The sequence below is a fragment of the Paraburkholderia sp. Clong3 genome (assembly GCF_050436485.1).
GTDB lineage: Bacteria > Pseudomonadota > Gammaproteobacteria > Burkholderiales > Burkholderiaceae > Paraburkholderia > Paraburkholderia tuberum.
Genome location: NZ_JBNDMH010000002.1, coordinates 695,733 through 719,557 on the forward strand (window position 1 = coordinate 695,733; position 23,825 = coordinate 719,557).

General features: G+C 65.3%; 17 protein-coding genes and 2 pseudogenes. 16 read left to right on the top strand and 3 right to left on the bottom strand.

Annotation, left to right across the window (positions count from 1 at the left end):
• The first annotated feature begins 19 nt into the window (after window positions 1-19).
• The 3 genes from OKW30_RS07545 (at window position 20) to def (ending at window position 4,099) form a co-directional block, all read left to right on the top strand.
• Window positions 20-1,336 (top strand): cell division protein ZipA C-terminal FtsZ-binding domain-containing protein, encoded by a 1,317-nt coding sequence (locus tag OKW30_RS07545; protein WP_184066197.1) that lies wholly within the window; start codon window positions 20-22, stop codon window positions 1,334-1,336.
• Between the two features lie 166 nt (window positions 1,337-1,502).
• Entirely contained in the window at window positions 1,503-3,569 is a 2,067-nt protein-coding gene (gene ligA / locus OKW30_RS07550) for an NAD-dependent DNA ligase LigA (RefSeq protein ID WP_429346403.1), read from the top strand.
• Entirely contained in the window at window positions 3,566-4,099 is a 534-nt protein-coding gene (gene def / locus OKW30_RS07555) for a peptide deformylase (protein WP_090800596.1), read from the top strand. Before ligA ends, def begins: the two co-directional genes overlap by 4 nt.
• A 96-nt stretch (window positions 4,100-4,195) precedes the next feature.
• Here the strand turns inward: def and OKW30_RS07560 are convergent, their stop codons facing one another.
• The 3 genes and pseudogenes from OKW30_RS07560 to map all read right to left on the bottom strand — a co-directional run bounded on the left by OKW30_RS07560 (window position 4,196) and on the right by map (window position 9,820).
• The gene (locus tag OKW30_RS07560) at window positions 4,196-6,394 is read right to left on the bottom strand and encodes a pseudouridine synthase (protein ID WP_429346404.1); all 2,199 of its coding nucleotides are present in this window, start codon (window positions 6,392-6,394) and stop codon (window positions 4,196-4,198) included.
• A gap of 6 nt (window positions 6,395-6,400) precedes the next feature.
• Window positions 6,401-8,981: pseudogene (locus tag OKW30_RS07565) on the bottom strand ([protein-PII] uridylyltransferase).
• Window positions 8,982-9,010: 29 nt separating this feature from the next.
• Window positions 9,011-9,820 carry a type I methionyl aminopeptidase gene (gene map, locus OKW30_RS07570; RefSeq protein WP_184022635.1) on the bottom strand — a complete coding sequence of 270 codons (810 nt, stop codon included), beginning with the start codon at window positions 9,818-9,820 and terminating at the stop codon, window positions 9,011-9,013.
• Window positions 9,821-10,374: 554 nt separating this feature from the next.
• Here map and rpsB point away from each other — a divergent pair.
• The 13 genes and pseudogenes from rpsB (at window position 10,375) to lpxA (ending at window position 23,825) form a co-directional block, all read left to right on the top strand.
• A complete protein-coding gene (gene rpsB, locus OKW30_RS07575; protein WP_013089705.1) occupies window positions 10,375-11,127 on the top strand; it encodes a 30S ribosomal protein S2 in 753 nt (250 codons plus the stop codon).
• A gap of 218 nt (window positions 11,128-11,345) precedes the next feature.
• Window positions 11,346-12,227 carry a translation elongation factor Ts gene (gene tsf, locus OKW30_RS07580; protein WP_184066181.1) on the top strand — a complete coding sequence of 294 codons (882 nt, stop codon included), beginning with the start codon at window positions 11,346-11,348 and terminating at the stop codon, window positions 12,225-12,227.
• A 222-nt stretch (window positions 12,228-12,449) separates the two neighbouring features.
• Window positions 12,450-13,163, top strand: coding sequence for a UMP kinase (pyrH, locus tag OKW30_RS07585; protein WP_090800588.1), 714 nt, complete (start codon window positions 12,450-12,452; stop codon window positions 13,161-13,163).
• A 97-nt stretch (window positions 13,164-13,260) separates the two neighbouring features.
• Window positions 13,261-13,821 (top strand): ribosome recycling factor, encoded by a 561-nt coding sequence (gene frr, locus OKW30_RS07590; RefSeq protein ID WP_090800586.1) that lies wholly within the window; start codon window positions 13,261-13,263, stop codon window positions 13,819-13,821.
• 62 nt (window positions 13,822-13,883) lie between these two features.
• Entirely contained in the window at window positions 13,884-14,663 is a 780-nt protein-coding gene (gene uppS / locus OKW30_RS07595; RefSeq protein ID WP_184022637.1) for a polyprenyl diphosphate synthase, read from the top strand.
• Window positions 14,657-15,479 (top strand): annotated as a pseudogene (locus OKW30_RS07600) (phosphatidate cytidylyltransferase). Before uppS ends, OKW30_RS07600 begins: the two are co-directional and overlap by 7 nt.
• A 10-nt stretch (window positions 15,480-15,489) precedes the next feature.
• Complete coding sequence (locus tag OKW30_RS07605; RefSeq protein WP_429346405.1) at window positions 15,490-16,695, top strand: 1-deoxy-D-xylulose-5-phosphate reductoisomerase; 1,206 nt, start codon at window positions 15,490-15,492, stop codon at window positions 16,693-16,695.
• A gap of 7 nt (window positions 16,696-16,702) precedes the next feature.
• Window positions 16,703-18,097, top strand: a complete 1,395-nt coding sequence (gene rseP / locus OKW30_RS07610) for an RIP metalloprotease RseP (RefSeq protein WP_184066172.1) — start codon at window positions 16,703-16,705, stop codon at window positions 18,095-18,097.
• A gap of 67 nt (window positions 18,098-18,164) precedes the next feature.
• The gene (gene bamA, locus OKW30_RS07615; protein WP_184066169.1) at window positions 18,165-20,468 is read left to right on the top strand and encodes an outer membrane protein assembly factor BamA; all 2,304 of its coding nucleotides are present in this window, start codon (window positions 18,165-18,167) and stop codon (window positions 20,466-20,468) included.
• Between the two features lie 89 nt (window positions 20,469-20,557).
• Window positions 20,558-21,079 carry an OmpH family outer membrane protein gene (locus OKW30_RS07620; RefSeq protein WP_026225318.1) on the top strand — a complete coding sequence of 174 codons (522 nt, stop codon included), beginning with the start codon at window positions 20,558-20,560 and terminating at the stop codon, window positions 21,077-21,079.
• 94 nt (window positions 21,080-21,173) lie between these two features.
• Window positions 21,174-22,286 (top strand): UDP-3-O-(3-hydroxymyristoyl)glucosamine N-acyltransferase, encoded by a 1,113-nt coding sequence (gene lpxD / locus OKW30_RS07625; protein WP_429346406.1) that lies wholly within the window; start codon window positions 21,174-21,176, stop codon window positions 22,284-22,286.
• 186 nt (window positions 22,287-22,472) lie between these two features.
• Complete coding sequence (fabZ, locus tag OKW30_RS07630) at window positions 22,473-22,937, top strand: 3-hydroxyacyl-ACP dehydratase FabZ (protein ID WP_006048683.1); 465 nt, start codon at window positions 22,473-22,475, stop codon at window positions 22,935-22,937.
• Between the two features lie 99 nt (window positions 22,938-23,036).
• Window positions 23,037-23,825: an acyl-ACP--UDP-N-acetylglucosamine O-acyltransferase gene (gene lpxA, locus OKW30_RS07635; protein WP_184066163.1), complete on the top strand. Its 789-nt coding sequence runs from the start codon at window positions 23,037-23,039 to the stop codon at window positions 23,823-23,825.

The following is a 23,825-nucleotide window of genomic DNA, read 5'->3' on the forward strand; positions in this document are numbered from 1 at the left end:
AATTGCTGATGGAGCATGCATGGACGAGTTGACACTCGGTTTGATCGGCGCGGGTGCCGTGGTGGTGGGGGGCGTGGTCGTGTACAACGCGTGGCAGGGCGCGAAGGTGCGCCGCAAGATGCCGCGGCCGATGCCGGCCGACACCGCCGAGAGCTTTGCGCGGGACGAGCATGAGGAGCAGAGCCCGTTCATCGAGCCGGCCCGGCCGACCACGCGGCGCGAGCCGAGCGTGAGCGCCGAGGCGGCCGCGGACCCGAGCGCGGCGCGCGTCGAGCCGACGTTCGGCGCGGGCGCCGCACCGCTCGATACGCCGGCCGATATCCAGGCCGAGATGACGTCGCCGAACGGTTATCCATCGGCGGACGCCGATACCGTGGGCGAAGGCGAACATGCGGCGGCGCCGGGCGCGCACGCGAAGCGGCCCACGGCCGAAGCGCCCGCGGCCCAGCCCGCGTCCGCCGGGCACGAGCGGGTCGAACCGATCCTGCCGGCCGCCACGACGATTTCGTCGGCGCCGCCTGCGATCGTCGATCGACGCATCGACTGTATCGTGCCGATCCGGCTGAACGGCCCCGTGGCCGGCGACAAGGTGCTTCCGCTCGCGCAGCGCTTGCGTCGGGCGGGCAGCAAGCCCGTGCACATCGAAGGCAAACCCGAAGGCGGCGGCGCGTGGGAGCTGCTGCAGAACGGCACGCGCTATGAAGAGCTGCGGGCGGCCGCGCAGCTCGCGAACCGTAGCGGCGCGCTGAACGAGCTCGAATTTTCCGAGTTCGTGACCGGCGTACAGCAGTTCGCGGATGCGCTCGACGCGGCGCCGGAATTCCCCGACATGCTCGAAACCGTCGCGATGGCGCGCGAGCTCGACGGCTTTGCCGCCCAGTGCGACGCGCAGTTGTCGATCAACGTGCTGTCGGACGGCGCGCCGTGGTCGGCCAACTACGTGCAGGCGGTCGCCTCGCAGGACGGTCTGCTGCTGTCGCGCGACGGCACGCGCTTCGTCAAGCTCGACTCGCGGCAAAGCCCGGTGTTCATGCTGCAGTTCGGCGACACCAACTTCCTGCGCGACGACCTCACGTACAAAGGCGGTGAGATGATCACGCTGGTGCTCGACGTGCCGGTCGCCGACGAAGACATCCTGCCGTTCCGGCTGATGTGCGATTACGCGAAGTCGCTGGCCGAGCGCATCGGCGGACGCGTGGTCGACGACGGTCGCCGGCCGCTGCCGGAAAGCGCGCTGCTCGCGATCGAAAAACAGTTGATGACGCTGTACGCGAAGCTCGAACAGGCGGGTATTCCGGCGGGTTCGCCGGCCACGCGGCGCCTGTTCAGCCAGTAAGCCTTTTGCAGCGTTCTACGCGTTTTGACGACGGCCGCACGATGTGCGGCCGTCGTCGTTTCCGGCTTGCGTCGCAGCGCGGCCCGCCCCGATTCAGCGATGTAAAGGGGCACGCTTCCTGCGATAATCCGATGTCCGACTTTCTTCTCGAGAAGCTTCCGACAGCATGGCCCGATCCTCCGTCCCTCCTTCCGCAACCAGCGCTCCGGCCGAGCGGGCCGTGTGGTTGCGCGCGGAACTCGAACGCGCGAACTACGCGTATTACGTGCTCGATCAACCGGACCTGCCGGACGCCGAGTACGACAAGCTGTTCAAGGAGCTGGAGCGCATCGAGGCCGAGCATCCCGATCTGATCGTGCCGGATTCGCCGACGCAGCGCGTCGGCGGCGAGGCCGCGAGCGGTTTCGAGCCGGTCGTGCACGATCTGCCGATGCTGTCGTTGAACAACGGTTTCGCCGACGAAGACATCGTCGCGTTCGACAAGCGCATCGGCGACGCGCTCGGCAACAACGCGAGCGAGCCGCCGGTCCCCGTCGACTACGCGGCCGAGCTGAAATTCGACGGCCTCGCGATCTCGCTGCGCTACGCCGACGGCGTGTTCGTGCAGGCCTCCACGCGCGGTGACGGCACAACCGGCGAGAACGTCACCGAAAACGTCCGCACGATCCGCTCGATTCCGTTGAAGCTGAAGGGTAAGCGCGTGCCGCGCGTGCTCGACGTGCGCGGCGAAGTGCTGATGTTCAAGCGCGATTTCGAGCGCCTGAACGAACGCCAGCGCGCCGCCGAACAACGCGAATTCGCGAACCCGCGCAACGCGGCGGCGGGCAGCTTGCGGCAGCTCGATTCGAAGATCACCGCGCAGCGGCCGCTGTCGTTTTTCGCGTATGGCATCGGCGTGCTCGAAGGCATCGAGATGCCGGCCACCCATAGCGAACTGCTCGACTGGTACAAGGAGATGGGCTTGCCGGTCAATGGCGAGCGTGCGGTCGTGCAGGGCGCCGAAGGCCTGCTCGGCTTCTTCCACGCGGTCGGCGAGAAGCGCGACAGGCTCCCCTACGACATCGACGGCGTGGTCTATAAGGTCAACCGGCGCGACGAGCAGGATGCGCTCGGTTTCGTGTCGCGCGCGCCGCGCTTCGCGCTCGCGCACAAATTCCCCGCGCAGGAAGCGCTGACGAAGCTGGTCGCGATCGACGTGCAGGTCGGCCGCACCGGCGCGATCACGCCGGTCGCGCGGCTGGAACCGGTGTTCGTCGGCGGCGCGACGGTCACGAACGCGACCTTGCACAACGAGGATGAAGTGCGCCGCAAGGACATCCGCATCGGCGACACGGTGATCGTGCGGCGCGCCGGCGACGTGATTCCGGAGGTGGTCAGCGCGCTGCTCGAGCGTCGTCCGGCCGACGCGCGCGAGTTCGTGATGCCAACGCAGTGCCCGGTGTGCGGTTCGGCGATCGAGCGGCTGCCCGACGAGGCGATCGCGCGCTGCACGGGCGGGCTCTTCTGTCCGGCGCAGCGCAAGCAGGCGTTGTGGCACTTCGCGCAGCGGCGCGCGCTCGATATCGACGGCCTCGGCGAGAAGATCATCGATCAACTGGTCGAACAGAACCTGGTGCGCACGCCGGCCGATCTGTTCAATCTCGGCTTCACGACGCTCGCGGAACTCGACCGCTTCGCCGAAAAGTCCGCGCAGAACCTGCTCGACTCGCTCGACAAGGCCAGGCACACGTCGCTCGCGCGCTTTATCTACGCATTGGGGATTCGCCATGTCGGCGAATCGACCGCGAAGGATCTCGCGAAGCACTTCGGCTCGCTCGATCCGATCATGGATGCGTCGCTGGAGGAACTGCTCGAAGTCAACGACGTGGGGCCGGTCGTCGCCGAATCGATCCACCAGTTCTTCGCCGAGGACCACAACCGCACGGTGATCGAACAGCTGCGCGCGCCGGGCAAGGTCACGTGGCCCGAGGAGCCGCCAGCGCCGAAGGCGCCGCAGGGCGTGCTGGCCGGGCAGACGGTCGTGCTGACCGGTACGCTGCCAAACCTGTCGCGCGAGGACGCGAAGGAAATGCTCGAGGCGGCCGGCGCGAAGGTGGCGGGGTCGGTATCGAAGAAAACCAGTTACGTGGTGGCGGGGGCCGACGCGGGCAGCAAACTTTCGAAGGCCGAGGAACTCGGCATCCCCGTACTCGACGAAGATGGTATGCGCAAGCTCCTGGAGGGGCACCGATGATTCACGACATTCTGAAGATGGGCGATCCGCGCCTGCTGCGAATCGCCGAGCCGGTCGATCACTTCGACACGCCCGAGCTGCACCGGCTCGTGGAAGACATGTTCGAGACCATGCACGCGGCGAACGGCGCGGGTCTCGCCGCGCCGCAGATCGGCGTCGATCTGCAGGTGGTGATCTTCGGCTTCGGTTCGAACGAGCGCTATCCGGACGCGCCGCCGGTGCCCGAAACGGTGCTGATCAACCCGACCGTCACGCCGGTCTCGCAGGACATGGAAGAAAGCTGGGAAGGTTGTCTGTCGGTGCCGGGGCTGCGCGGCGTGGTGAGCCGGTTTTCGATGATCCGTTATCACGGCTTCGACCAGTTCGGCAATCCGATCGACCGGGTCGCCGAGGGTTTTCACGCACGGGTTGTGCAGCACGAATGCGATCATCTGATCGGCAAGCTGTATCCGATGCGGATTACCGATTTCTCGAAGTTCGGCTTTACGGAGGTCCTGTTCCCGGATCTCGATACGAATAGCGACGACTGACACAGCTGCCGCCAACAAAAAACCCACGCCAAAGTGCGTGGGTTTTTTGTTGTGCCGATGCGCCCGCTCTCAGCAAGGAGGCGCATTGGACGGACCTCAGAACGACTCGTCTTCCGACAGATAGCGCCACTGTCCCGGCGGCAGCGCGCCGAGCATCACCTGGCCCATGCGCACGCGCTTCAGGCCCACCACCTCGAGACCGACCAGTTCGCACATGCGGCGAATCTGACGCTTCTTGCCTTCGCGCAGCACGAAACGCAGCTGCTCGCCGTTCTGCCAGCTGACCTGCGCGGGCTTCAGCGCGACGTCGTCGAGCGACAGGCCGTGGCGCAGCAGCGCGAGTTTTTCGGCCGGGAAATGGCTTTCGACGTCGACCGTGTGATCGCCGTAGGCGACGCGCACCAGATACTCCTTGTCCACGTCCGAGTGACCGCCGATCAGTTGCTTCGCGATGCGGCCGTCCTGCGTCAGCACGAGCATGCCCGTCGAATCGATGTCGAGACGCCCGGCCGGCGCGAGCTGGCGCAGATGCGACGCCGAGAAGGGGATCCCCGAACGGTCGCCTTCCCAGCGATTCTCCGGCGTGACGAGCGTGATGGCCGGCTGATAGCCGTCCTCCGCCTGGCCCGACACGAGCCCGACCGGCTTGTGAACGATCACGGTCACCTGGCTCGACTGAAAGGCTTCGGCGGCCGGGTCGATGTCGATGCGCTGATCCGGGAACACCTTCGTGCCGAGCGTATCGACGCGCTCGCCATCGACCATGACCCAGCCTTTCTCGATCCATTCGTCGGCCTCGCGACGTGAGCACAGGCCGAGCTTGGACATCAGCTTCGACAGACGCAGCATGCCCGGCGCGTCTTCGCGATCGCGGCGGGGCGGGTGCGGGGTGTCGATGGTGGTGTCGACGGGGCGGGCGGTTGCTGATGCCGAGGCTCGCGGCTTGGCGGCGCGGGCCGGTCGGTCGTCGCCGAAGCGGCGGTTCGCGGCCGGCAACGTGTCGTCGAAGCTGCGCGCAGGGCGCTCGCGACGCTCGGTGCGTTCGCCGTAGCCGCCTTTTGCCGGCTTCGCGAAGCTGCGCTCGCCACGCTCGCTTTCGAAGCGGCGCGAGGTGCTGTCGCTGCGCGCGCCTCGATCGCCACCGCGACGCTCCTGCGGCTCACCGCGATCGCTACCGAAGCGCGGACGGTCGGCGGCCTCGCGCTCCCGGCGCACCGGACGATCGCCGCGCGCGCCGCCTTCCGACGGCCTGCCTGTGCCTGGACGCGGACCGCTGAACGGACGGCGTTCGCCGGCGTCGCGGCCCGGTGCGCGCTCACCGCGCTCCGCATTGCCCTCGAAACGACGGGGTGCGCGTTCTGCACGCTCGCCGAATTCGCGCCGAGGAGCGCGTTCGCCACGCTCAGCGCTGCCTTCGAAACGACGCGGCGCGCGTTCGCCACGCTCGCCGAATTCGCGTCGAGGAGCGCGTTCACCACGCTCAGCGTTGCCTTCGAAACGACGCGGCGCGCGTTCAGTCCGTTCGCCGAATTCGCGTCGAGGCGCGCGTTCGCCACGCTCAGCGCTGCCTTCGAAACGACGCGGCGCGCGTTCAGTCCGTTCGCCGAAATCGCGCCGAGGCGCCCGTTCGCCACGTTCAGCGTTGCCTTCGAGACGACGCGGCGCGCGTTCAGTCCGTTCGCCGAAATCGCGCCGAGGCGCCCGTTCGCCACCTTCAGCGTTGCCTTCGAAACGACGCGGCGCGCGTTCAGTCCGTTCGCCGAAATCGCGTCGAGGCGACCGTTCGCCACGTTCAGCGTTGCCTTCGAAACGACGCGGCGCGCGTTCAGTCCGTTCGCCGAATTCGCGCCGAGGCCCGCGTTCACCACGCTCAGCGCTGCCTTCGAGACGACGCGGCGCGCGTTCAGTCCGTTCGCCGAATTCGCGCCGAGGCGCCCGTTCGCCACGCTCGGCGTTGCCCTCGAAACGACGCGGCGCGCGTTCTCCGCGCTCGCCTCGCTGAGCCGCACCTTCGAAGCGGCGCGGTGCGCCCGCGGCAGCCGCGCCCCGTTCGCGCACGCCCGACCCTTCGGCACGCGGCGCGCGTGCACCGGCGCCCGCCGGCTTCGCACCGACCGGCCGCTTCGCGCCACCACCCGTCGATGCCGCGCCTTCGCGCTTCGCGCCGGCCTCGGCCTCGAATGGCTTCGGCCGCGCTGGACGGGTCGGCTTACGCGCCGACGCGCTGCCGGGGCGGACAGGGGCGCGTTCGGACGACGCCGGCCGCGGATGCTTCGCTGTTAATTTGATTCGCATGAAATCTCACACTGCGATCGCGCGCAGTAGTTCGGTCTCGACCTGAATTTGCAGGCGGTTGTCCGACAGGCTGTGTCCTTCGAGCAGAAACACGTCCTCGACGCGTTCGCCGAGCGTATTGATCCGCGCCGAGGCGACGCCGACCCGGTGCTCAGCCAGCACGCGCGCGATCGAATAAAGAAGGCCCGGCCGGTCGTTCGCCGACACGGACAGGATGTAGTATTGGCCGCGCTCATCGGCCCGCAGGTCGACGCGCGGCGTAATGGGGAAGGTGCGCGACAGCCGTGACAGCCGGCCCTTCGACGGTCCCGGCAGCAAGGTGCCGTGGCCCGCGAGGCGCGCGGTCAGCTCCTGCTCGACCAGATTGGCGATGTCGCGATAGTGCACGTCCTCTTCGGTGTGCGCGACGAGGAAGTTGTCGAGCGCGTAGCCGTGGCGCGTCGTGCTGACGCGCGCATCGAGCACCGACAGGCCGTTGCGGTCGAAATACGCGCAGATGCCCGCGAACAGATCGGGCTGGTCCTTCACGTAGACGAGCACCTGCAGCGCCTCGCCGATCGGCGACGGCCGCGCGCGTACGAGCGGCGTCGGCGTTTCGACGTGGCGGTACAGCACGCGCGTCTGCCACGCGATGTCCGCCGCGTCGTGGCGCAGGAAATAGCCGACGTCCAGCTTGTCCCACAGCGCCCGTTGCGCGCCTTCCGGCACGGTTTCGAGACGCAGCAGCGCGAGCGCCTCTTCCTGGCGCGACTTCAGCTCGGAATGCTCGTCCGGCTGGGCACCGCCAAGCACGGCGAGCGTGGTGCGGTAGAGGTCTTCGAGCAGCTTGCCTTTCCACGTGTTCCAGACCTTCGGGCTGGTGCCGCGGATGTCGGCGACGGTCAGCAGATAGAGCGCGGTCAGGCGGCGCTCGGTGCCGACCAGCTCGGCGAAGCGTTTGATCACTTCAGGGTCGCTCGTGTCCTGCTTCTGCGCGACCTGGCTCATCGTCAGATGCTGCTGCACGAGCCACACGACCAGCTCGCCATCCTCGCCTTCGATGCCGTGCTGGCGGCAGAAGCGCCGTGCGTCGGCCATGCCCAGCGTGGAATGATCGCCGCCGCGGCCCTTCGCGATGTCATGAAACAGCGCGGCCACGTACAGCACCCACGGCCGGTCGAAGTTGACGATCAACTGGCTGCAGAACGGGTATTCGTGCGCATGCTCGGCGACCGCGAAGCGGCGCAGATTGCGCAGCACCATCAGGATGTGCTGATCGACCGTGAACACGTGGTACAGGTCGTGCTGCATCTGCCCGACGATGCGCCGGAAATTCAGCAGATAACGCCCGAGCACGCTCGTCTGGTTCATCAACCGGAACGCATGCGTGATACCGGCCGGCTGCTTCAGGATTTCCATGAAGAGCCGGCGATTTTCCGGATCGCGCCGCCAGTGCTGGTCCATCACGTCGCGGGCGTTGTAGATCGCGCGCAGCGTGCGCGCCGACAGTCCCTTCACGCCCGGGGTGCGCTCGTATAGCAGGAACGCCTCGAGGATCGCATTCGGCTCGCGCTGGAACACGTCGTCGGAGGCGATTTCGAGCATGCCCTGCTTTTCGACGAAGCGATCCGACAGCACGCGCGTGATGCCGCTCGTGCTCGGAAACAGCTGCGCCTCGATGTTCTGGATCAGGATCGTCGCGAGTTGCGTGACCGCTTTCGCGGCCCAGTAGTAGCGGCGCATCAGCTGCTCGCTCGCGCGCTTGGTCGCGGTCGGCTTGAGGCCGAAGCTTTCCGCGACCGGCGTCTGCAGGTCGAACACCAGGATGTCCTGGCGGCGCCCGGCGATCACGTGCAGCCGCGCACGCAGCGACTTCAGAAAGCCTTCGTTGTGGGCGCAACTCGCGCGCCTCGCGCTCGGTGATCAGTCCGCGTGCTTCGAGTTCGCGCCAGCTGCTGCCGAAGCCGGCCGCCTGTGTGATCCACAGGATCAGCTGCAGGTCGCGCAGCCCGCCCGGGCTTTCCTTGATGTTCGGCTCGAGCGCGTAGGGCGTGTCCTGAAACTTCGCGTGACGCTGGCGCATTTCGAGCACCTTCGCCTGGAAGAACGCCTTCGGGTCGAGCGCCGCACGGTAGCGCCGAGCGAAATCGTCGAACAGTGCGGTGCTGCCGGTGATGCGGCGCGCTTCCAGCAGCGAGGTACGCACCGTGACGTCGTTGGCCGCTTCCTCGATGCATTGCGACACGCTGCGCACGCTGCTGCCGAGTTCCAGCCCGAGATCCCACGCGAGGCTGATGAAGCGCTCGATGCGCGCGTCCAGATGCTCGAGCCGCGCGTCGGGCAACAGCACCAGGATGTCGATGTCGGAGTGCGGCGCGAGTTCGCCGCGCCCATAGCCGCCAACCGCGACCAGCGCGAGGTCGTCGGGCAGCTCGCAGGTGTCCCAGGCGGCGCGCAGCGAATGGTCCGTGGCGCGCGCGAGGGCGGCCATCAACGCGTCGACGTTGGTGGCCGTTCGGAAGCGTTCCAGCAACTGGGCTTTGGCCACTTTGTAGTCCGCCTTGAGCGACGAGGCATGGGAGGGGGCGACGGCTGGAACGCTACTCATTGGCAGGAAGGCGGTGTGGTCGGAATCGGTCAGGCCGTGGCCGCGACCACGGGCGGACGCGCGGGCGTGCCGGCCGACACGGTCAGCACGTCGTAGCCTGTCTCGGTGACGAGCACCGTATGCTCCCACTGCGCGGACAGGCTGCGGTCCTTGGTCTTGACGGTCCACTGGTCGGGCATCGTGCGGATGTCACGGCGGCCGGCGTTGATCATCGGCTCGATCGTGAAGATCATACCGGCCTGCAGTTCGAACCCGGTGCCGGGGCGACCGTAGTGCAGGATCTGCGGATCTTCGTGGAATACGGTGCCGATGCCGTGTCCGCAATATTCGCGCACCACGCTGTAGCCGAGGCCTTCGGCGTGCTTCTGGATCGCATAGCCGATGTCGCCGAGATGCGCGCCGGGTCGCACCTGGTCGATGCCGAGCCACATGCATTCGAAAGTGGCTTGCACGAGGCGCTTTGCCATGATCGACCCTTCGCCGACGATGAACATGCGGCTCGTGTCGCCGAAATAGCCGTCCTTGATCACGGTGATGTCGATGTTCAGCGCGTCGCCGGTTTTGAGCGCCTTGTCGCCCGGAATGCCGTGGCAGATCACGTCGTTGACGGAAATGCAGGTGGCTTTCGGGTAGGGCGGGTAGCCGGGCGGCTGGTAATTCAGCGGCGCGGGGACCGTGCCCTGGTCCTTCAGCATGTATTCGTGACACAGACGGTCGAGCTCGCCAGTGGTGACGCCGGCCTTGACGAACGGCGTGATGTAGTCGAGCACTTCGCTCGCGAGCCGGCAGGCGACGCGCATCTTCGCGATATCGTCTTCGTTTTTGATGGTGATAGCCATGGTTTCCTCGGAAGCCTTGCTGGATAAGGCTTGCTGGGTGTTGCGGTGGCCGGGCGGAGGGGCGTCTGCCGGGCACGGAATGCCGGTCGATCCTTAACACCCCCGCGCGTGGCGGAATCGAGCCATTTTACAGCAGTGGGGGCCGGGTCGTTGCGCAGGATCGGGCGGCAATGGGCGAAAAGCGCCAGAATCGGCAAATTGGCGGCCCAAAGGACGCCAGGCCGGGCTTCGGGCCCGGCGGCGCGGTCCCGTGCGTAGGACCATCGGCCGCTGGTCGGGCCGGTTGAGTCAGTCGGTCGTCGCGTGCTATACTCTCGGGCTAAGTCGGTCCTAGTCCGCTTTTATTCGCGAGTCCGCAAATTCGCGCATGGCAGCTGGGCGGAGCGGCTTCTCGCGGCACTCCGGTTGTTGGGTGTCGTGAGTGAGAGAAAGTCGTGTCAGGCAACCAATTCGCAAGCCGGCGCACCCAGGGTGTCGTCGCGTTCCAGCCAAGGTAGAGGCGAGCGCGGCCGATACGGCAGCCGGTTTAAGACCCAACCCTCGTGGAGAATTTCATGGCAGTTACGATGCGTCAAATGCTGGAAGCAGGTGTCCACTTCGGTCACCAGACCCGTTTCTGGAACCCGAAGATGGCCCCCTTCATTTTCGGTCATCGCAACAAGATTCACATCATCAACCTCGAAAAGACGCTGCCGATGTACAACGACGCGCTGAAGTACGCGCGTCAGCTGGCATCGAACCGCGGCACGATCCTGTTCGTCGGTACGAAGCGTCAATCGCGTGACACGATCGCCCAGGAAGCGCAGCGCGCTGGTATGCCGTTCGTGAACGCGCGCTGGCTCGGCGGCATGCTGACCAACTTCAAGACGCTGAAGGTTTCGATCAAGCGCCTGAAGGACATGGAAGCGGCGCTGGAAGCCGGTGAAACCGAGCGCATGAGCAAGAAGGAAGCGCTTCTGTTCGAACGTGAGATGGCCAAGCTGCAGAAGTCGATCGGCGGCGTGAAGGACATGGGCGGCATTCCGGACGCGATCTTCGTGGTTGACGTCGGCTACCACAAGATTGCCGTGACCGAAGCAAACAAGCTCGGCATTCCGGTCATCGCCGTGGTCGATACGAACCACTCGCCGGAAGGTGTGGACTACGTGATCCCGGGTAACGACGACGCCAGCAAGGCCGTCGCCCTGTACGCGGCTGGCGTGGCCGATGCGATCCTCGAAGGCCGTGCCAACGCGGTCAACGAAGTGGTCCAGGCTGCGCGTGGCGGCGACGGCGACGAGTTCGTCGAGGTCAACCCGGAAGCGTAAGGCTGCCCAGTGTCCGGCATAAAAGGGGGCTTTCTACAGGCCCCCTTTTTTTAAGTCGCGACGTCTATGACAGTTGTTGTAACGGGCATCTGGCAGAGTGCTCGAGGCGACGCGAGGCGCGTCGCTCGCAAAAAATGCGCGAAAACGCTGAAACGAATTCCTGCCGCCGGCATCGAAATGCGGGCGGCGTGTGACAGACAGAACTCAAGGAGCAAATGATGGCGGCAATTACCGCAAGCATGGTTGCAGAACTGCGCGCGAAGACCGACGCGCCGATGATGGAATGCAAGAAGGCGCTGACGGAAGCCGACGGCGATCTGGCGCGCGCTGAAGAACTGCTGCGCGTGAAGCTCGGCAACAAGGCGAGCAAGGCGGCATCGCGCGTGACGGCCGAAGGCGTCGTCGCATCGTTCATCAACGGCAACGCTGGTTCGCTCGTCGAGCTGAACTGCGAAACCGACTTCGTCTCGAAGAACGACGACTTCCTCGCGTTCTCGAAGAAGATCGCCGAACTCGTCGCGACGCAAAACCCGGCTGACGTCGCGGCGCTGTCAGCCCTGCCGCTCGACGGCCAAACCGTCGACGCAGTGCGCCTCGCGCTGGTCGGCAAGATCGGCGAAAACCTGTCGATCCGCCGTTTCGTGCGCTTCGACACCGCGAACAAGCTGGCGGCGTACCTGCACGGCACGCGCATCGGCGTGCTGGTCGAGTACACCGGCGCGGACGAACAGGTCGGCAAGGACGTGGCGATGCACATCGCCGCGATGAAGCCGGTCTCGCTGTCGTCGGACGACGTGCCGGCGGACCTGATCGCCAAGGAACGCAGCATCGCTGAACAGAAGGCCGCCGAATCGGGCAAGCCGGCTGAAATCGTTGCGAAGATGGTCGACGGCAGCGTGCAGAAGTACCTGAAGGAAGTGTCGCTGTTGAACCAGACGTTCGTGAAGAACGACAAGCAGACGATCGAGCAGATGCTGAAGGCGGGCAACTCGAGCGTGCAGAAGTTCGCGCTGTTCGTGGTCGGCGAAGGCATCGAGAAGAAGCAGGACGACTTCGCAGCGGAAGTGGCCGCCCAGGTCGCTGCGGCAAAGCAACAATAAGCGTTACCCAAGTTTCACCGCCGTACCGTTTGGACCCGCGGCGAGGCAAGACCTCGCCGCGGTCGGCAGCGCCGCAAGGCCGCGCACGAGTTGACCCTCGCCGCGCGGCCGCCGCTGGCGAACCTCAGGGTTCGCCAATTTGGCGGTGCTTGCCCGAATCAGCATTTCACCCCTACATTAGTCCCTTGTTGTTGCCCTGTTCTGCGCGATCTGGATACCCCTATGCCCACTGCCTATAAACGCGTCCTGCTCAAACTCTCCGGTGAAGCTCTGATGGGCGACGATGCCTTCGGCATCAATCGCGGAACCATCGAACGAATGGTGGCGGACGTGGCCGAAGTGGTCCGTCTCGGAACACAACTGGCCGTGGTGATCGGCGGCGGCAATATTTTTCGCGGCGTCGCGGGCGGTGCGGCGGGTATGGACCGCGCAACGGCCGACTACATGGGTATGCTCGCCACGATGATGAACGCGCTGGCGCTGCAGGACGCGATGCGTCACGCCGGCATCGAGGCGCGCGTGCAATCGGCGCTGCGCATGGACCAGGTCGTCGAGCCGTACATCCGGCCCCGCGCGATCCGCCAGCTCGAGGAAGGCAAGGTCGTGATCTTCGCGGCCGGCACCGGCAACCCGTTCTTCACGACCGACACGGCCGCTGCATTGCGCGGCGCGGAAATCGGCGCGGAAGTGGTGCTGAAGGCGACCAAGGTGGACGGCGTCTATTCGGCCGATCCGAAGAAGGATTCGAGCGCGACCCGCTACAGCACGATCAGCTTCGACGAGGCAATCGGCCGCAATCTGCAGGTGATGGACGCGACGGCTTTCGCTCTGTGCCGCGACCAGAAGCTGCCGATCCGCGTGTTTTCGATCGTCAAACCCGGTGCGCTCAAGCGCATCGTGCTAGGTGAGGACGAGGGCACCCTCGTCCACGTGTAAACTTCGTTTACATTACGTGGGCTTTGACGCGAGCCCGGGCCGCCGCATCGCGCGTGCCAGGCGGCTCGCACCGTTTTGAAGGTTCGGAGGTTTAAAAATGTCTGTGGCTGATATCAGGAAGGGCGCTGAACAGAAGATGCAGCGCTCCATCGACGCGTTCAGGAACGACCTGTCGAAGATCCGCACGGGCCGTGCGCACACGGGCCTGCTCGATCATATCCAGTGCGACTACTATGGCTCGCCGGTGCCGATTTCGCAGGTCGCGAACCTGACGCTGATCGACGCGCGCACGATCGGCGTGCAGCCGTGGGAAAAGAAGATGGTCCAGGTCGTCGAAAAGGCGATCCGCGAGTCGGATCTCGGTCTGAACCCAGCTACCCATGGCGATGTGATCCGCGTACCGATGCCAGCATTGACCGAAGAGCGTCGCCGCGAGCTGACCAAGGTCGTTCGCAGCGAAGCCGAAACGGCCAAGGTGGCCGTGCGCAACCTGCGCCGCGACGCCAACGAGCAACTGAAGAAGCTCGTCAAGGACAAGGAAATCTCGGAAGACGACGAGCGTCGTGCCGGTGACGACGTCCAGAAGCTGACGGACAAGTTCGTCGCCGAAATCGACAAGCTCGTCACAACGAAAGAAGCCGAGATCATGACGGTCTGACGCCGTTCGGCTCAGCACCTTCTGATTTCCACTTCTTTACTGGCATTACTGTCCCGACGGCCATGACCTATACCAGCTCAACCGTGCGCGTGCCTGAAGTCGCCGCGGTGCCGCGACATATCGCGATCATCATGGATGGCAACGGCCGTTGGGCCACGCAGCGGCGTCTGCCCCGCGTGGCGGGCCATACGCGCGGCGTCGACGCGGTGCGGGCGGCCGTCGAGGCGTGCGCGCGGCGGGGCGTCGAATATCTGACGCTGTTCGCGTTCAGCTCGGAGAACTGGCGCCGTCCGAACGAAGAGGTATCGTTCCTGATGCGCCTGTTCGTCACCGCGCTCGAGCGTGAGATCGGCAAGCTGCACGCGAACGGGATCCGTTTGCGCGTGGTCGGCGATCTCGAGCGTTTCGACGACAAGATCCGCGATCTGATCAAGCGCGCGGAAACCAAGACCGCGCGCAATACCCGTCTCACGCTGACCATCGCCGCGAACTACGGCGGGCGGTGGGACATCATGCAGGCCACCCGCAAGCTCGTCGAGCAAGCGGCGGCGGGCAAGCCGGTCGAGGTCAACGAGGACGCGTTCGCCGAGCACCTGTCGATGGCCTACGCACCCGAGCCGGACCTGTTCATCCGCACCGGCGGCGAGCGCCGCGTCAGCAACTTCCTGCTGTGGCAGCTTGCCTACACCGAGTTCTATTTCACCGACACGTTCTGGCCGGATTTCGACGCCGACGCGCTCGGTCACGCCATCGCTTCGTACACGGAGCGGGAACGCCGCTTCGGCCGCACCAGTGCTCAGCTCGAGCCGCAATCGCAGAACGTCGATTCGCTTCCATGCTAAAGACCCGTGTCATCACGGCGATCGTGTTGCTGGCAGTGTTCCTGCCTGTCACGCTGTTCGCGCCTGTCGGCGCATTCGGCGCGCTGATCGCTTTCGTCGTCGTGTTCGCCGCGTGGGAGTGGGCGCGCCTGCTGAAGCTCGGTGGCGCGGGTCCGGTGCTGTACGCGCTCGTCGCGGCACTCGGACTCGTCACCAGTACGCGGGTGGGCATCGGCACCGAACCTGCGCGGCCGTTCTTCCAGGCGGCGGCGATTTTCTGGGTGATCGCCGGTCCATTCGTGCTGCTGCGCAAGCCCGTGCTCGCGCAGGGCGCGTGGCGCGCGTTTCTGTTTCTTGCCGGAATCGTCGGTTTCATCGCGTGCTGGCATGCTCTCGTCGCCGCGCGCATGCAGGGTGTGCCGTTCGTGCTGTCGCTGCTGCTATTGGTATGGCTCGCCGATATCGGCGCATACTTCTCCGGGAAGGCATTTGGCAAGCACAAGCTGGCGCCAGCGATCAGTCCGGGTAAAACCTGGGAGGGGGCGATCGGCGGCTGGCTGCTGGTCATGATCGTCGCGGCCGCGGCGATCTTTTTGCACGCGTTCGAGCCGACCCTGTATTCTGCCGCTGCTGGCGCAACTGGGTGCGCTGCGCACGGTGCTCGCGCTGACCCTGCTGGTGGTTTTCAGCGTGGTCGGTGACCTGTTCGAATCGATGATGAAACGTCAGGCCGGCGTCAAAGACTCGAGCGGCCTGTTGCCGGGGCACGGCGGCGTGCTCGATCGCATCGACGCGTTGTTGCCGGTGCTGCCGCTCGCCATGCTGCTGCTCGGCTAGAGAAAGAGATATGCAAAAACGTCTGACATTGCTCGGTTCCACGGGCTCGATTGGAGACAGTACGCTCGACGTGGTCGCGCGTCATCCCGAGCGTTTTTCGATTTACGCGCTGAGCGCGCATCGCAACGGCGACAAGCTCGTCGGGCAATGCCTGCGCTTCGCGCCCGAAGTGGCGGTGGTCGGCGACGCCGACACGGCCGCGAAGGTCGCCGCGAAGCTGCGCGAAGTGGGCAGCAAGACCGAGGTCACGTACGGGCCGCAGGCGCTCGTCGACGTCGCGAAGAGCGAGGGCTGCGACACGGTGGTCGCGGCGATCGTCGGCGCGGCCGGTCTCGCGCCGAGCCTTGCCGCGGCGCGCGCCGGCAAGCGCATCCTGCTCGCGAACAAGGAAGCGCTGGTGATGTCCGGCGCGATCTTCATGGACGCGGTGCGCGACCACGGCGCGGTGCTGCTGCCGGTCGACAGCGAACACAACGCGATTTTCCAATGCCTGCCGCGTGAAGCGTCGCTGCATGGCGGCGTTTCAAAGATCATCCTGACCGCATCGGGCGGCCCGTTCCGCACGCGCGAACCGGCCACGCTCGTCGACGTGACGCCTGACGAAGCCTGCAAGCATCCGAACTGGGTGATGGGCCGCAAGATCTCGGTCGACTCGGCCACGATGATGAACAAGGGCCTCGAAGTGATCGAGGCGCACTGGCTGTTCAACCTGCCCGGCGAGCGCATCGACGTGCTGATCCATCCGCAGAGCGTGATTCATTCGCTGGTGTCGTACGCGGACGGTTCGGTGCTCGCGCAGCTCGGCAACCCCGACATGCGCACGCCGATCGCGCACGCGCTCGCGTTTCCGGATCGCGTCGATTCCGGGGTCGCGCAGCTCGATCTCGCGGAGATCGCGTCGCTGTCGTTCGAAAAACCCGACTACGCGCGCTTCCCGTGCCTCGCGCTCGCCATGAAGGCGCTTGCGGAAGGCGGCGTCGCGAGCGCGGCGTTGAACGCCGCGAACGAGATCGCGGTGGAGGCATTTCTCGCGCGCCGCATCGGCTTCATGGCGATTGCCGAGGCGGTCGACTCGGTGCTGAACGCGTTGCCGAACCGCAGCGCGCACGCGCTCGACGACGTCATCGAAGCGGACGCCGCCGCGCGCCGAGCTGCTACCGAATTCATCGCTCGTCTGCCTGACGGCGCCCGTCGCACGGAACGCGTCGTCCAGTGAGGCGTTTATGAATCTGCTGATCGAACTGGTCGCTTTCGCGGTTGCGATTGGCGTACTCGTGGTAGTCCACGAGTACGGGCACTACAGCGTCGCGCGTCTGTGCGGCGTGAAGGTGCTGCGCTTCTCGATCGGCTTCGGCAAGCCGCTCGTTCAGTGGGTCAGTCCGAAGACGGGCACCGAGTGGACGATTGCCGCGCTGCCGCTCGGCGGCTACGTGAAGATGCTCGACGAGCGCGAGACCGGCCCCGGTTCGATTCCCGAGGCGGATCTGCCGCATGCGTTCAACCGCCAGTCGGTGTGGCGGCGCTTCGCGATCGTCGCGGCCGGTCCGGTCGCGAATTTCCTGCTCGCGATCGTGCTGTTCGCGCTCGTGTTCGCAACTGGCGTGACCGAACCGGCCGCCGTGATCGCGACACCCGCGCCGAACACGCCGGCCGCGCTGGCGGGCTTCGAGGGCGGCGAGACCATCGTCGGTGTGCGCACCGGCCATAGCGATGAGACCGAGCCGGTGCGGTCGTGGTCGGATCTGCGCTGGAAGCTGCTCGGCGCCGCGTTCGATCAGCAGCGCATCGTGCTCAGTGCAAAAGACGCGCACGGCACGTCCGATTTTCCGATGGACCTGCGCGGCCTCGGCGAGAAAGACGTCGACGACGATCTGATGTCGCGCCTCGGCTTCGAGCCCGGCGGCGGCAAGCTGACGGTGGCGGGCGTGCAGGCGGGCAGCGCCGCGCAAAAGGCGGGGCTCGTCGCCGGCGACCGGCTGCGCGCGATCAACGGCACGCCGACCGATAATGCCTCGGCCTTCATCGCTTTTGTAAAATCGCACGCCGGCGTGCCGGTCACGCTGCGGGTGGAGCGCGGGGGCCGTGGCGGTCATGCGGCGGGCGCGCTCGAAGAAATCACCATCGTGCCGCAGTTGCAGCGCGATGCAGCGAGCGGGCAGCAGATCGGCCGCATCGGCGCGGAGCTGGCGACCCAGGTGCCGTCGATCGACGTGCGCTACGGGCCGCTCGAGAGCCTCCACCTCGGCGCGCGCCGTACCTGGGATCTCGCGGTGTACTCGGTCAGGATGTTCGGCCGGATGATCGTCGGCGAGGCGTCGCTGAAGAATCTGTCCGGTCCGGTGACGATCGCCGACTACGCGGGAAAGAGCGCACGTCTGGGTCCTGCCGCGTTTCTGTCGTTCCTGGCCCTTGTCAGCATTAGCCTCGGCGTGCTGAACCTGCTACCAATTCCGGTATTGGATGGGGGTCATCTGTTATATTATTTGGTTGAAGCTGTGACCGGTAAAGTTGTCTCCGATCGCTGGCAACTCGTTTTTCAGAGGGCGGGGCTTGCCTGCATCGTCGCGTTGTCGGCGATTGCGCTGTTCAACGATCTGGCTCGTTTAATCCATTTTTAAAGTGTCCGGCGGCGTTCACGAGGGCGGCCGCCAGGCCTGATGCAGCTATACATACTGGGGAAGCACGTTGTTCAAACCTCATCGCTTTGGTCCAAAGACGGTTGTAGCCGCGGCGTTCGCCGCGCATGGGCTGGTTGCTCACGCAACGACGCCCTTCGTGGTGCAAGACATTCGCATTGAGGGATTGCAACGCGTCGAACCGGGCACGGTGTTCGCGTACCTGCCCATCAAGCAAGGCGATACCTTTACCGACGACAAGGCGTCCGAAGCGATTCGCGCGCTGTACGCGACGGGCTTCTTCAACGACGTCAAGATCGCGACCGAAGGCAACGTGGTGATCGTGCAGGTGCAAGAGCGCCCGGCCATCGGCACGATCGACTTCGCCGGTATCCACGAGTTCGACAAGGACAACCTGATCAAGGCGCTGCGCGCGGTCGGGCTGTCGCAAGGCCGCTACTACGACAAGGCCCTCGTCGACAAGGCCGAGCAGGAACTGAAGCGCCAGTATCTGACGCGCGGTTTTTACGCGGCTGAAGTCACCACGACGATCACGCCGATCGACCGCAACCGCGTCGGCATCCTGTTCTCGGTGGCCGAAGGTCCGAGCGCGAAGATCCGTCAGATCAACTTCATCGGCAACAAGACATTCAGCACCGGCACGTTGCGCGACGAAATGCAGCTGTCCACGCCGAACTGGTTCTCGTGGTACACGAAGAACGACCTGTACGCGAAAGACAAACTCACCGGCGACCTCGAGAACGTCCGCTCGTACTACCTGAACCGCGGCTATCTCGAGTTCAGCATCGAATCGACCCAGGTGTCGATTTCGCCGGACAAGAAGGACATGTACCTGACGGTCACGCTGCATGAAGGTCAGCCGTACACGATTTCGAACATCCGCCTCGCCGGCAATCTGCTCGACCGCGAAGCGGAACTGAAGAAGCTGATCAAGATCAAGCCGGGCGACCGCTTCTCGGCCGAAAAGCTGCAGGCCACGACGAAGGCGATCGTCGACAAGCTCGGCGAGTACGGCTACGCGTTCGCGACCGTCAATGCACAGCCGCAGATCGACCAGAACAACCATACCGTCGACCTGACGCTTCAGGTCGACCCGAGCCGTCGCGTGTACGTGCGCCGCATCAACGTGGTCGGCAACACGCGCACGCGCGACGAAGTGGTGCGCCGCGAAATGCGCCAGCTCGAAAGCTCGTGGTTCGATTCGAACCGCCTCGCGCTGTCGAAGGACCGTATCAACCGTCTCGGCTACTTCACCGACGTCGACGTGACCACGGTGCCGGTCGAAGGCACGCCCGACCAGGTCGACATCGACGTGAAGGTCGCCGAAAAGCCGACCGGCGCGATCACGCTTGGCGCGGGCTTCTCGTCGACGGACAAGGTGGTGCTGTCGGCGGGTATCTCGCAGGACAACGTGTTCGGCTCCGGCACGAGCCTCTCGGTGAACATCAATACCGCGAAGACGTACCGTACGCTGACGGTCACGCAGGTCGACCCGTACTTCACGGTGGACGGTATCAAGCGGATCACCGACGTCTACTACCGCACGTACCAGCCGCTGTACTATTCGACCGATTCGAGCTTCAAGATCGTCACGATTGGCGGTGACCTGAAGTTCGGCATTCCGTTCTCCGAAGTCGACACGGTGTTTTTCGGCGTCGGCTTCGAGCAGAACCAGCTCGACATCGACTCGAATACGCCGCAAAGCTATATCGACTACGTGAACCAGTTCGGCCGCGTGTCGAACAACGTACCGCTGACGGTCGGTTGGTCGCGCGACGCGCGTGACAGCGCGCTGGTGCCGAGCCGCGGCTACTTCACGCAGGCGAACGCCGAGTACGGCACGCCGATCGGGGGCACGCAGTACTACAAGGCCGACATCAACGCGCAGTACTATTACTCGTTCGCGCGTGGCTTCGTGCTGGGCTTCAACTTCCAGGGCGGCTACGGTAACGGCCTCGGCGGCAAGCCTTATCCGATCTTCAAGAACTACTTCGCCGGCGGTATCGGTTCGGTGCGCGGCTACGAGCCGAGCTCGCTCGGTCCGCGAGACGCGAAGACCAACGACCCGATCGGCGGCTCGAAGCTGCTCGTCGGCAATATCGAGCTCACGTTCCCGCTGCCGGGCACGGGCTACGATCGCACGCTGCGTGTGTTCACGTTCCTCGACGCCGGTAACGTGTGGGGAACGGAAGGTAACAGCATCGGCGCAAATGGCCTGCGTTACGGCTACGGTGTGGGTCTCGCGTGGATCTCGCCGATCGGCCCGCTCAAGTTGAGCCTTGGCTTCCCGCTCACGAAGCACACTGGCGACCAGTACCAGAAGTTCCAGTTCCAGATCGGGACGGCGTTCTGATCGGGCGGCGGGTGTTCCCGGCGGCCGGCGTTGCCGGCGGCCGGCTGCGGCGGCGGACCCGGTCAAACTACAGTATCGAGAGGATGACTTTGCTAACCGGTATGTTTTCGAAACGTGTAGCGTGCGCATTGGCGCTGGCAATGACCCTCGGGGTCGGCATGGCGCACGCGCAGGAGGCGAGGATCGCCGCGGTGAATTCCGACCGCATCCTGCGCGAATCGGCGGCGGCGAAAGCCGCGCAGCTGAAGCTCGAGGCCGAATTCGCGAAGCGGGACAAGGATCTCGCCGACATGGCGCAAAAGCTCAAGTCGATGTCCGATGCACTCGACAAGAATGGCGCGACAATGTCGGCGACCGATCGCGCGCAAAAGCAGCGCGACCTGTCGCAGCTCGACTCGGACTTCCAACGCAAGCAGCGTGAGTTCCGCGAAGACCTGAACCAGCGCCGCAACGAGGAACTCGCGGCGGTGCTCGATCGCGCGAACAAGGTCATCAAGCAGATCGCCGAAACGCAGCACTACGATCTGATCGTCCAGGAAGCGGTGTACGTGAGCCCGCGCATCGATATCACCGACCAGGTGCTGAAGGCACTTGCGGCATCGGGCAACTAAGGACAATGAGGGCGACTGAGGGCGGCGCACGGTCGCCCCGCACGCCTCGGCGCGCGCCCTCGCAATGATTGAACAGGTTGGAGACAGGATAGGCATGGCATTTACGCTCGAGGACATCGTCCAGCGGTTCGGCGGTGAAGTAGTCGGTAACGGGGCGCAGCGCGTGAGCAGTCTTGCGCCGCTCGACCAGGCAGGCCCGGACCAGTTGGCGTTCCTCGCCAATCCGAAGTATCTGTCGCAGGTCGAAACGACCCGCGCCGGCGCAGTGCTGATCAATGCCGGCGACCTTGCGAAGCTCGCCTCGCGCGAAGCTCGAAACTTCATCGTCACGCCGAATCCCTACGCTTACTTTGCGCGCATCGCGCAAACCTTCATCGACCTGGCCGCGCCGAGGGCGGTCCCCGGCGTGCATCCGAGCGCAACCGTCGATCCTTCCGCCCAGGTCGCCGCGAGCGCGGTGATCGGTCCGCGTGTCGCCGTGGAAGCGGGCGCCGTGATCGGCGAGCACGCGCGGCTCGACGCCAACGTCGTAATCGGCCGCGGCACCCGGGTCGGAGCGAACTCACATCTGTATCCGAACGTGACCGTGTACCACGGCTGCAAGCTCGGCGAGCGCGTGATCGTCCACGCGGGCGCGGTGATCGGCTCGGACGGCTTCGGCTTCGCGCCCGACTTCGTCGGCGAGGGCGACGCACGCACCGGCAGTTGGGTCAAGATTCCGCAGGTCGGCGGCGTGTCGATCGCGAACGACGTCGAAATCGGCGCGAACACCACGATCGACCGCGGCGCGATGGCCGACACGATCATCGAGGAGTGCGTGAAGATCGACAACCTCGTGCAGATCGGCCACAACTGCAAGGTCGGCGCCTACACGGTGATCGCGGGCTGCGCGGGCATCGCGGGCAGCACGACCATCGGCCGTCATTGCATGATCGGCGGCGCGGTCGGCATTGCCGGACACGTGACGCTCGCCGATTACGTGATCGTCACCGCAAAGTCGGGCGTGTCGAAGTCGCTGCTGAAGCCCGGCATGTACACGAGCGCGTTCCCGGCCGTGAACCACGCGGACTGGAACAAAAGCGCCGCGCTGCTGCGCAATATCGACAAGCTTCGCGATCGCATCAAAGCGCTGGAGAACGCCACCGTCGACAAAGCCGGCAATGCCACTGACGGCGCCGCAGGTCAACCCGCAGGCAACAAGATCTGACAGTTATCCCGGCGACCCATCCGCACCGCGTAAAATAGTGGTCGAGCATCATGAAGCAAAGCCGGTGGCCGCGACCGGGTGGCACGACCACCGGTCATCAGAGGCGCCGGTCGTGCGCGTTTTCAACCCACCTGCACCCAGCATCCGCAGTCATCATCGCGCAGTCAATGCGTGAGCAGAAACACCATGAGCACCGAAAAAATCAATCTCGACATTCATAAGATTCTCACGCTGCTGCCGCATCGTTATCCGATCCTGCTGGTCGACCGGGTGCTCGAACTCGAACCGCACAAGAGCATCAAAGCGTTGAAGAACGTGTCGATCAATGAGCCGTATTTCCAGGGACATTTCCCGACGCGGCCGGTGATGCCAGGCGTGCTGATCCTCGAAGCCCTCGCGCAGACCGCGGCGCTGCTGACGTTCTCGGAAGAGCCGAGCGATCCGTCGAACACGCTATACCTGTTCGTCGGCATCGACAACGCGCGCTTCAAGCGCGTGGTGGAACCCGGCGATCAGCTGATCCTGAACTGCACGTTCGAGCGTCACATGCGCGGCATCTGGAAGTTCAAGGCGCGCGCCGAAGTGGATGGCGTCGTCGCGGCGGAAGCCGATCTGATGTGCGCGGTGCGCCACACGGACAAAGACGCGTAAAGCCGCGTCGGGGCAGGTCGCGGCGCGGCAAGGCGCGCGCGCGGCGGCCCTGACGGCAAGGCCATCCACACAACGCAACAGAATCAGAAGCGAGGACGCATGAGCAGGATCCATCCCACCGCGATCATCGAAGCGGGCGCGCAGCTGGACGAATCCGTCGAAGTCGGGCCCTATGCGGTGATCGGCGCACACGTGACGATCGGTGCGCGCAGCACGGTCGGCTCGCACAGCGTGATCGAAGGCTATACCACGCTCGGCGAAGACAACCGCATCGGCCACTACGCATCGGTCGGCGGGCGTCCGCAGGACATGAAGTACCAGGACGAGCCGACCAGGCTCGTGATCGGCAACCGCAACATGATCCGCGAGTTCACGACGATCCACACCGGCACGGTGCAGGACGCGGGCGTCACCACGCTCGGCGACGACAACTGGATCATGGCCTACGTGCACATCGGTCACGACTGCCACGTCGGCAACAACGTGATCCTGTCGAGCAACGCGCAGATGGCCGGTCACGTGACGATCGGCGACTACGCGATCATCGGCGGCATGTCGGGCGTGCATCAGTTCGTGCGCATCGGTGCGCATTCGATGCTCGGCGGCGCGTCGGCGCTCGTGCAGGACGTGCCGCCGTACGTGATCGCCGCGGGCAACAAGGCCGAGCCGCACGGCATCAACGTCGAAGGGCTGCGTCGCCGCGGCTTCTCTGCCGACGCGATCTCGGTGCTGCGCACCGCGTATCGCGTGCTGTACAAGAACGGCCTGTCGCTCGAAGAAGCGAAGGTGCAACTGAGGGAACTCGGTTCGGCCGGCGGTGACGGCGACGCCCCGGTGCAGACGCTGCTCGCGTTCGTCGAAGCGTCGCAGCGCGGCATCATCCGCTAA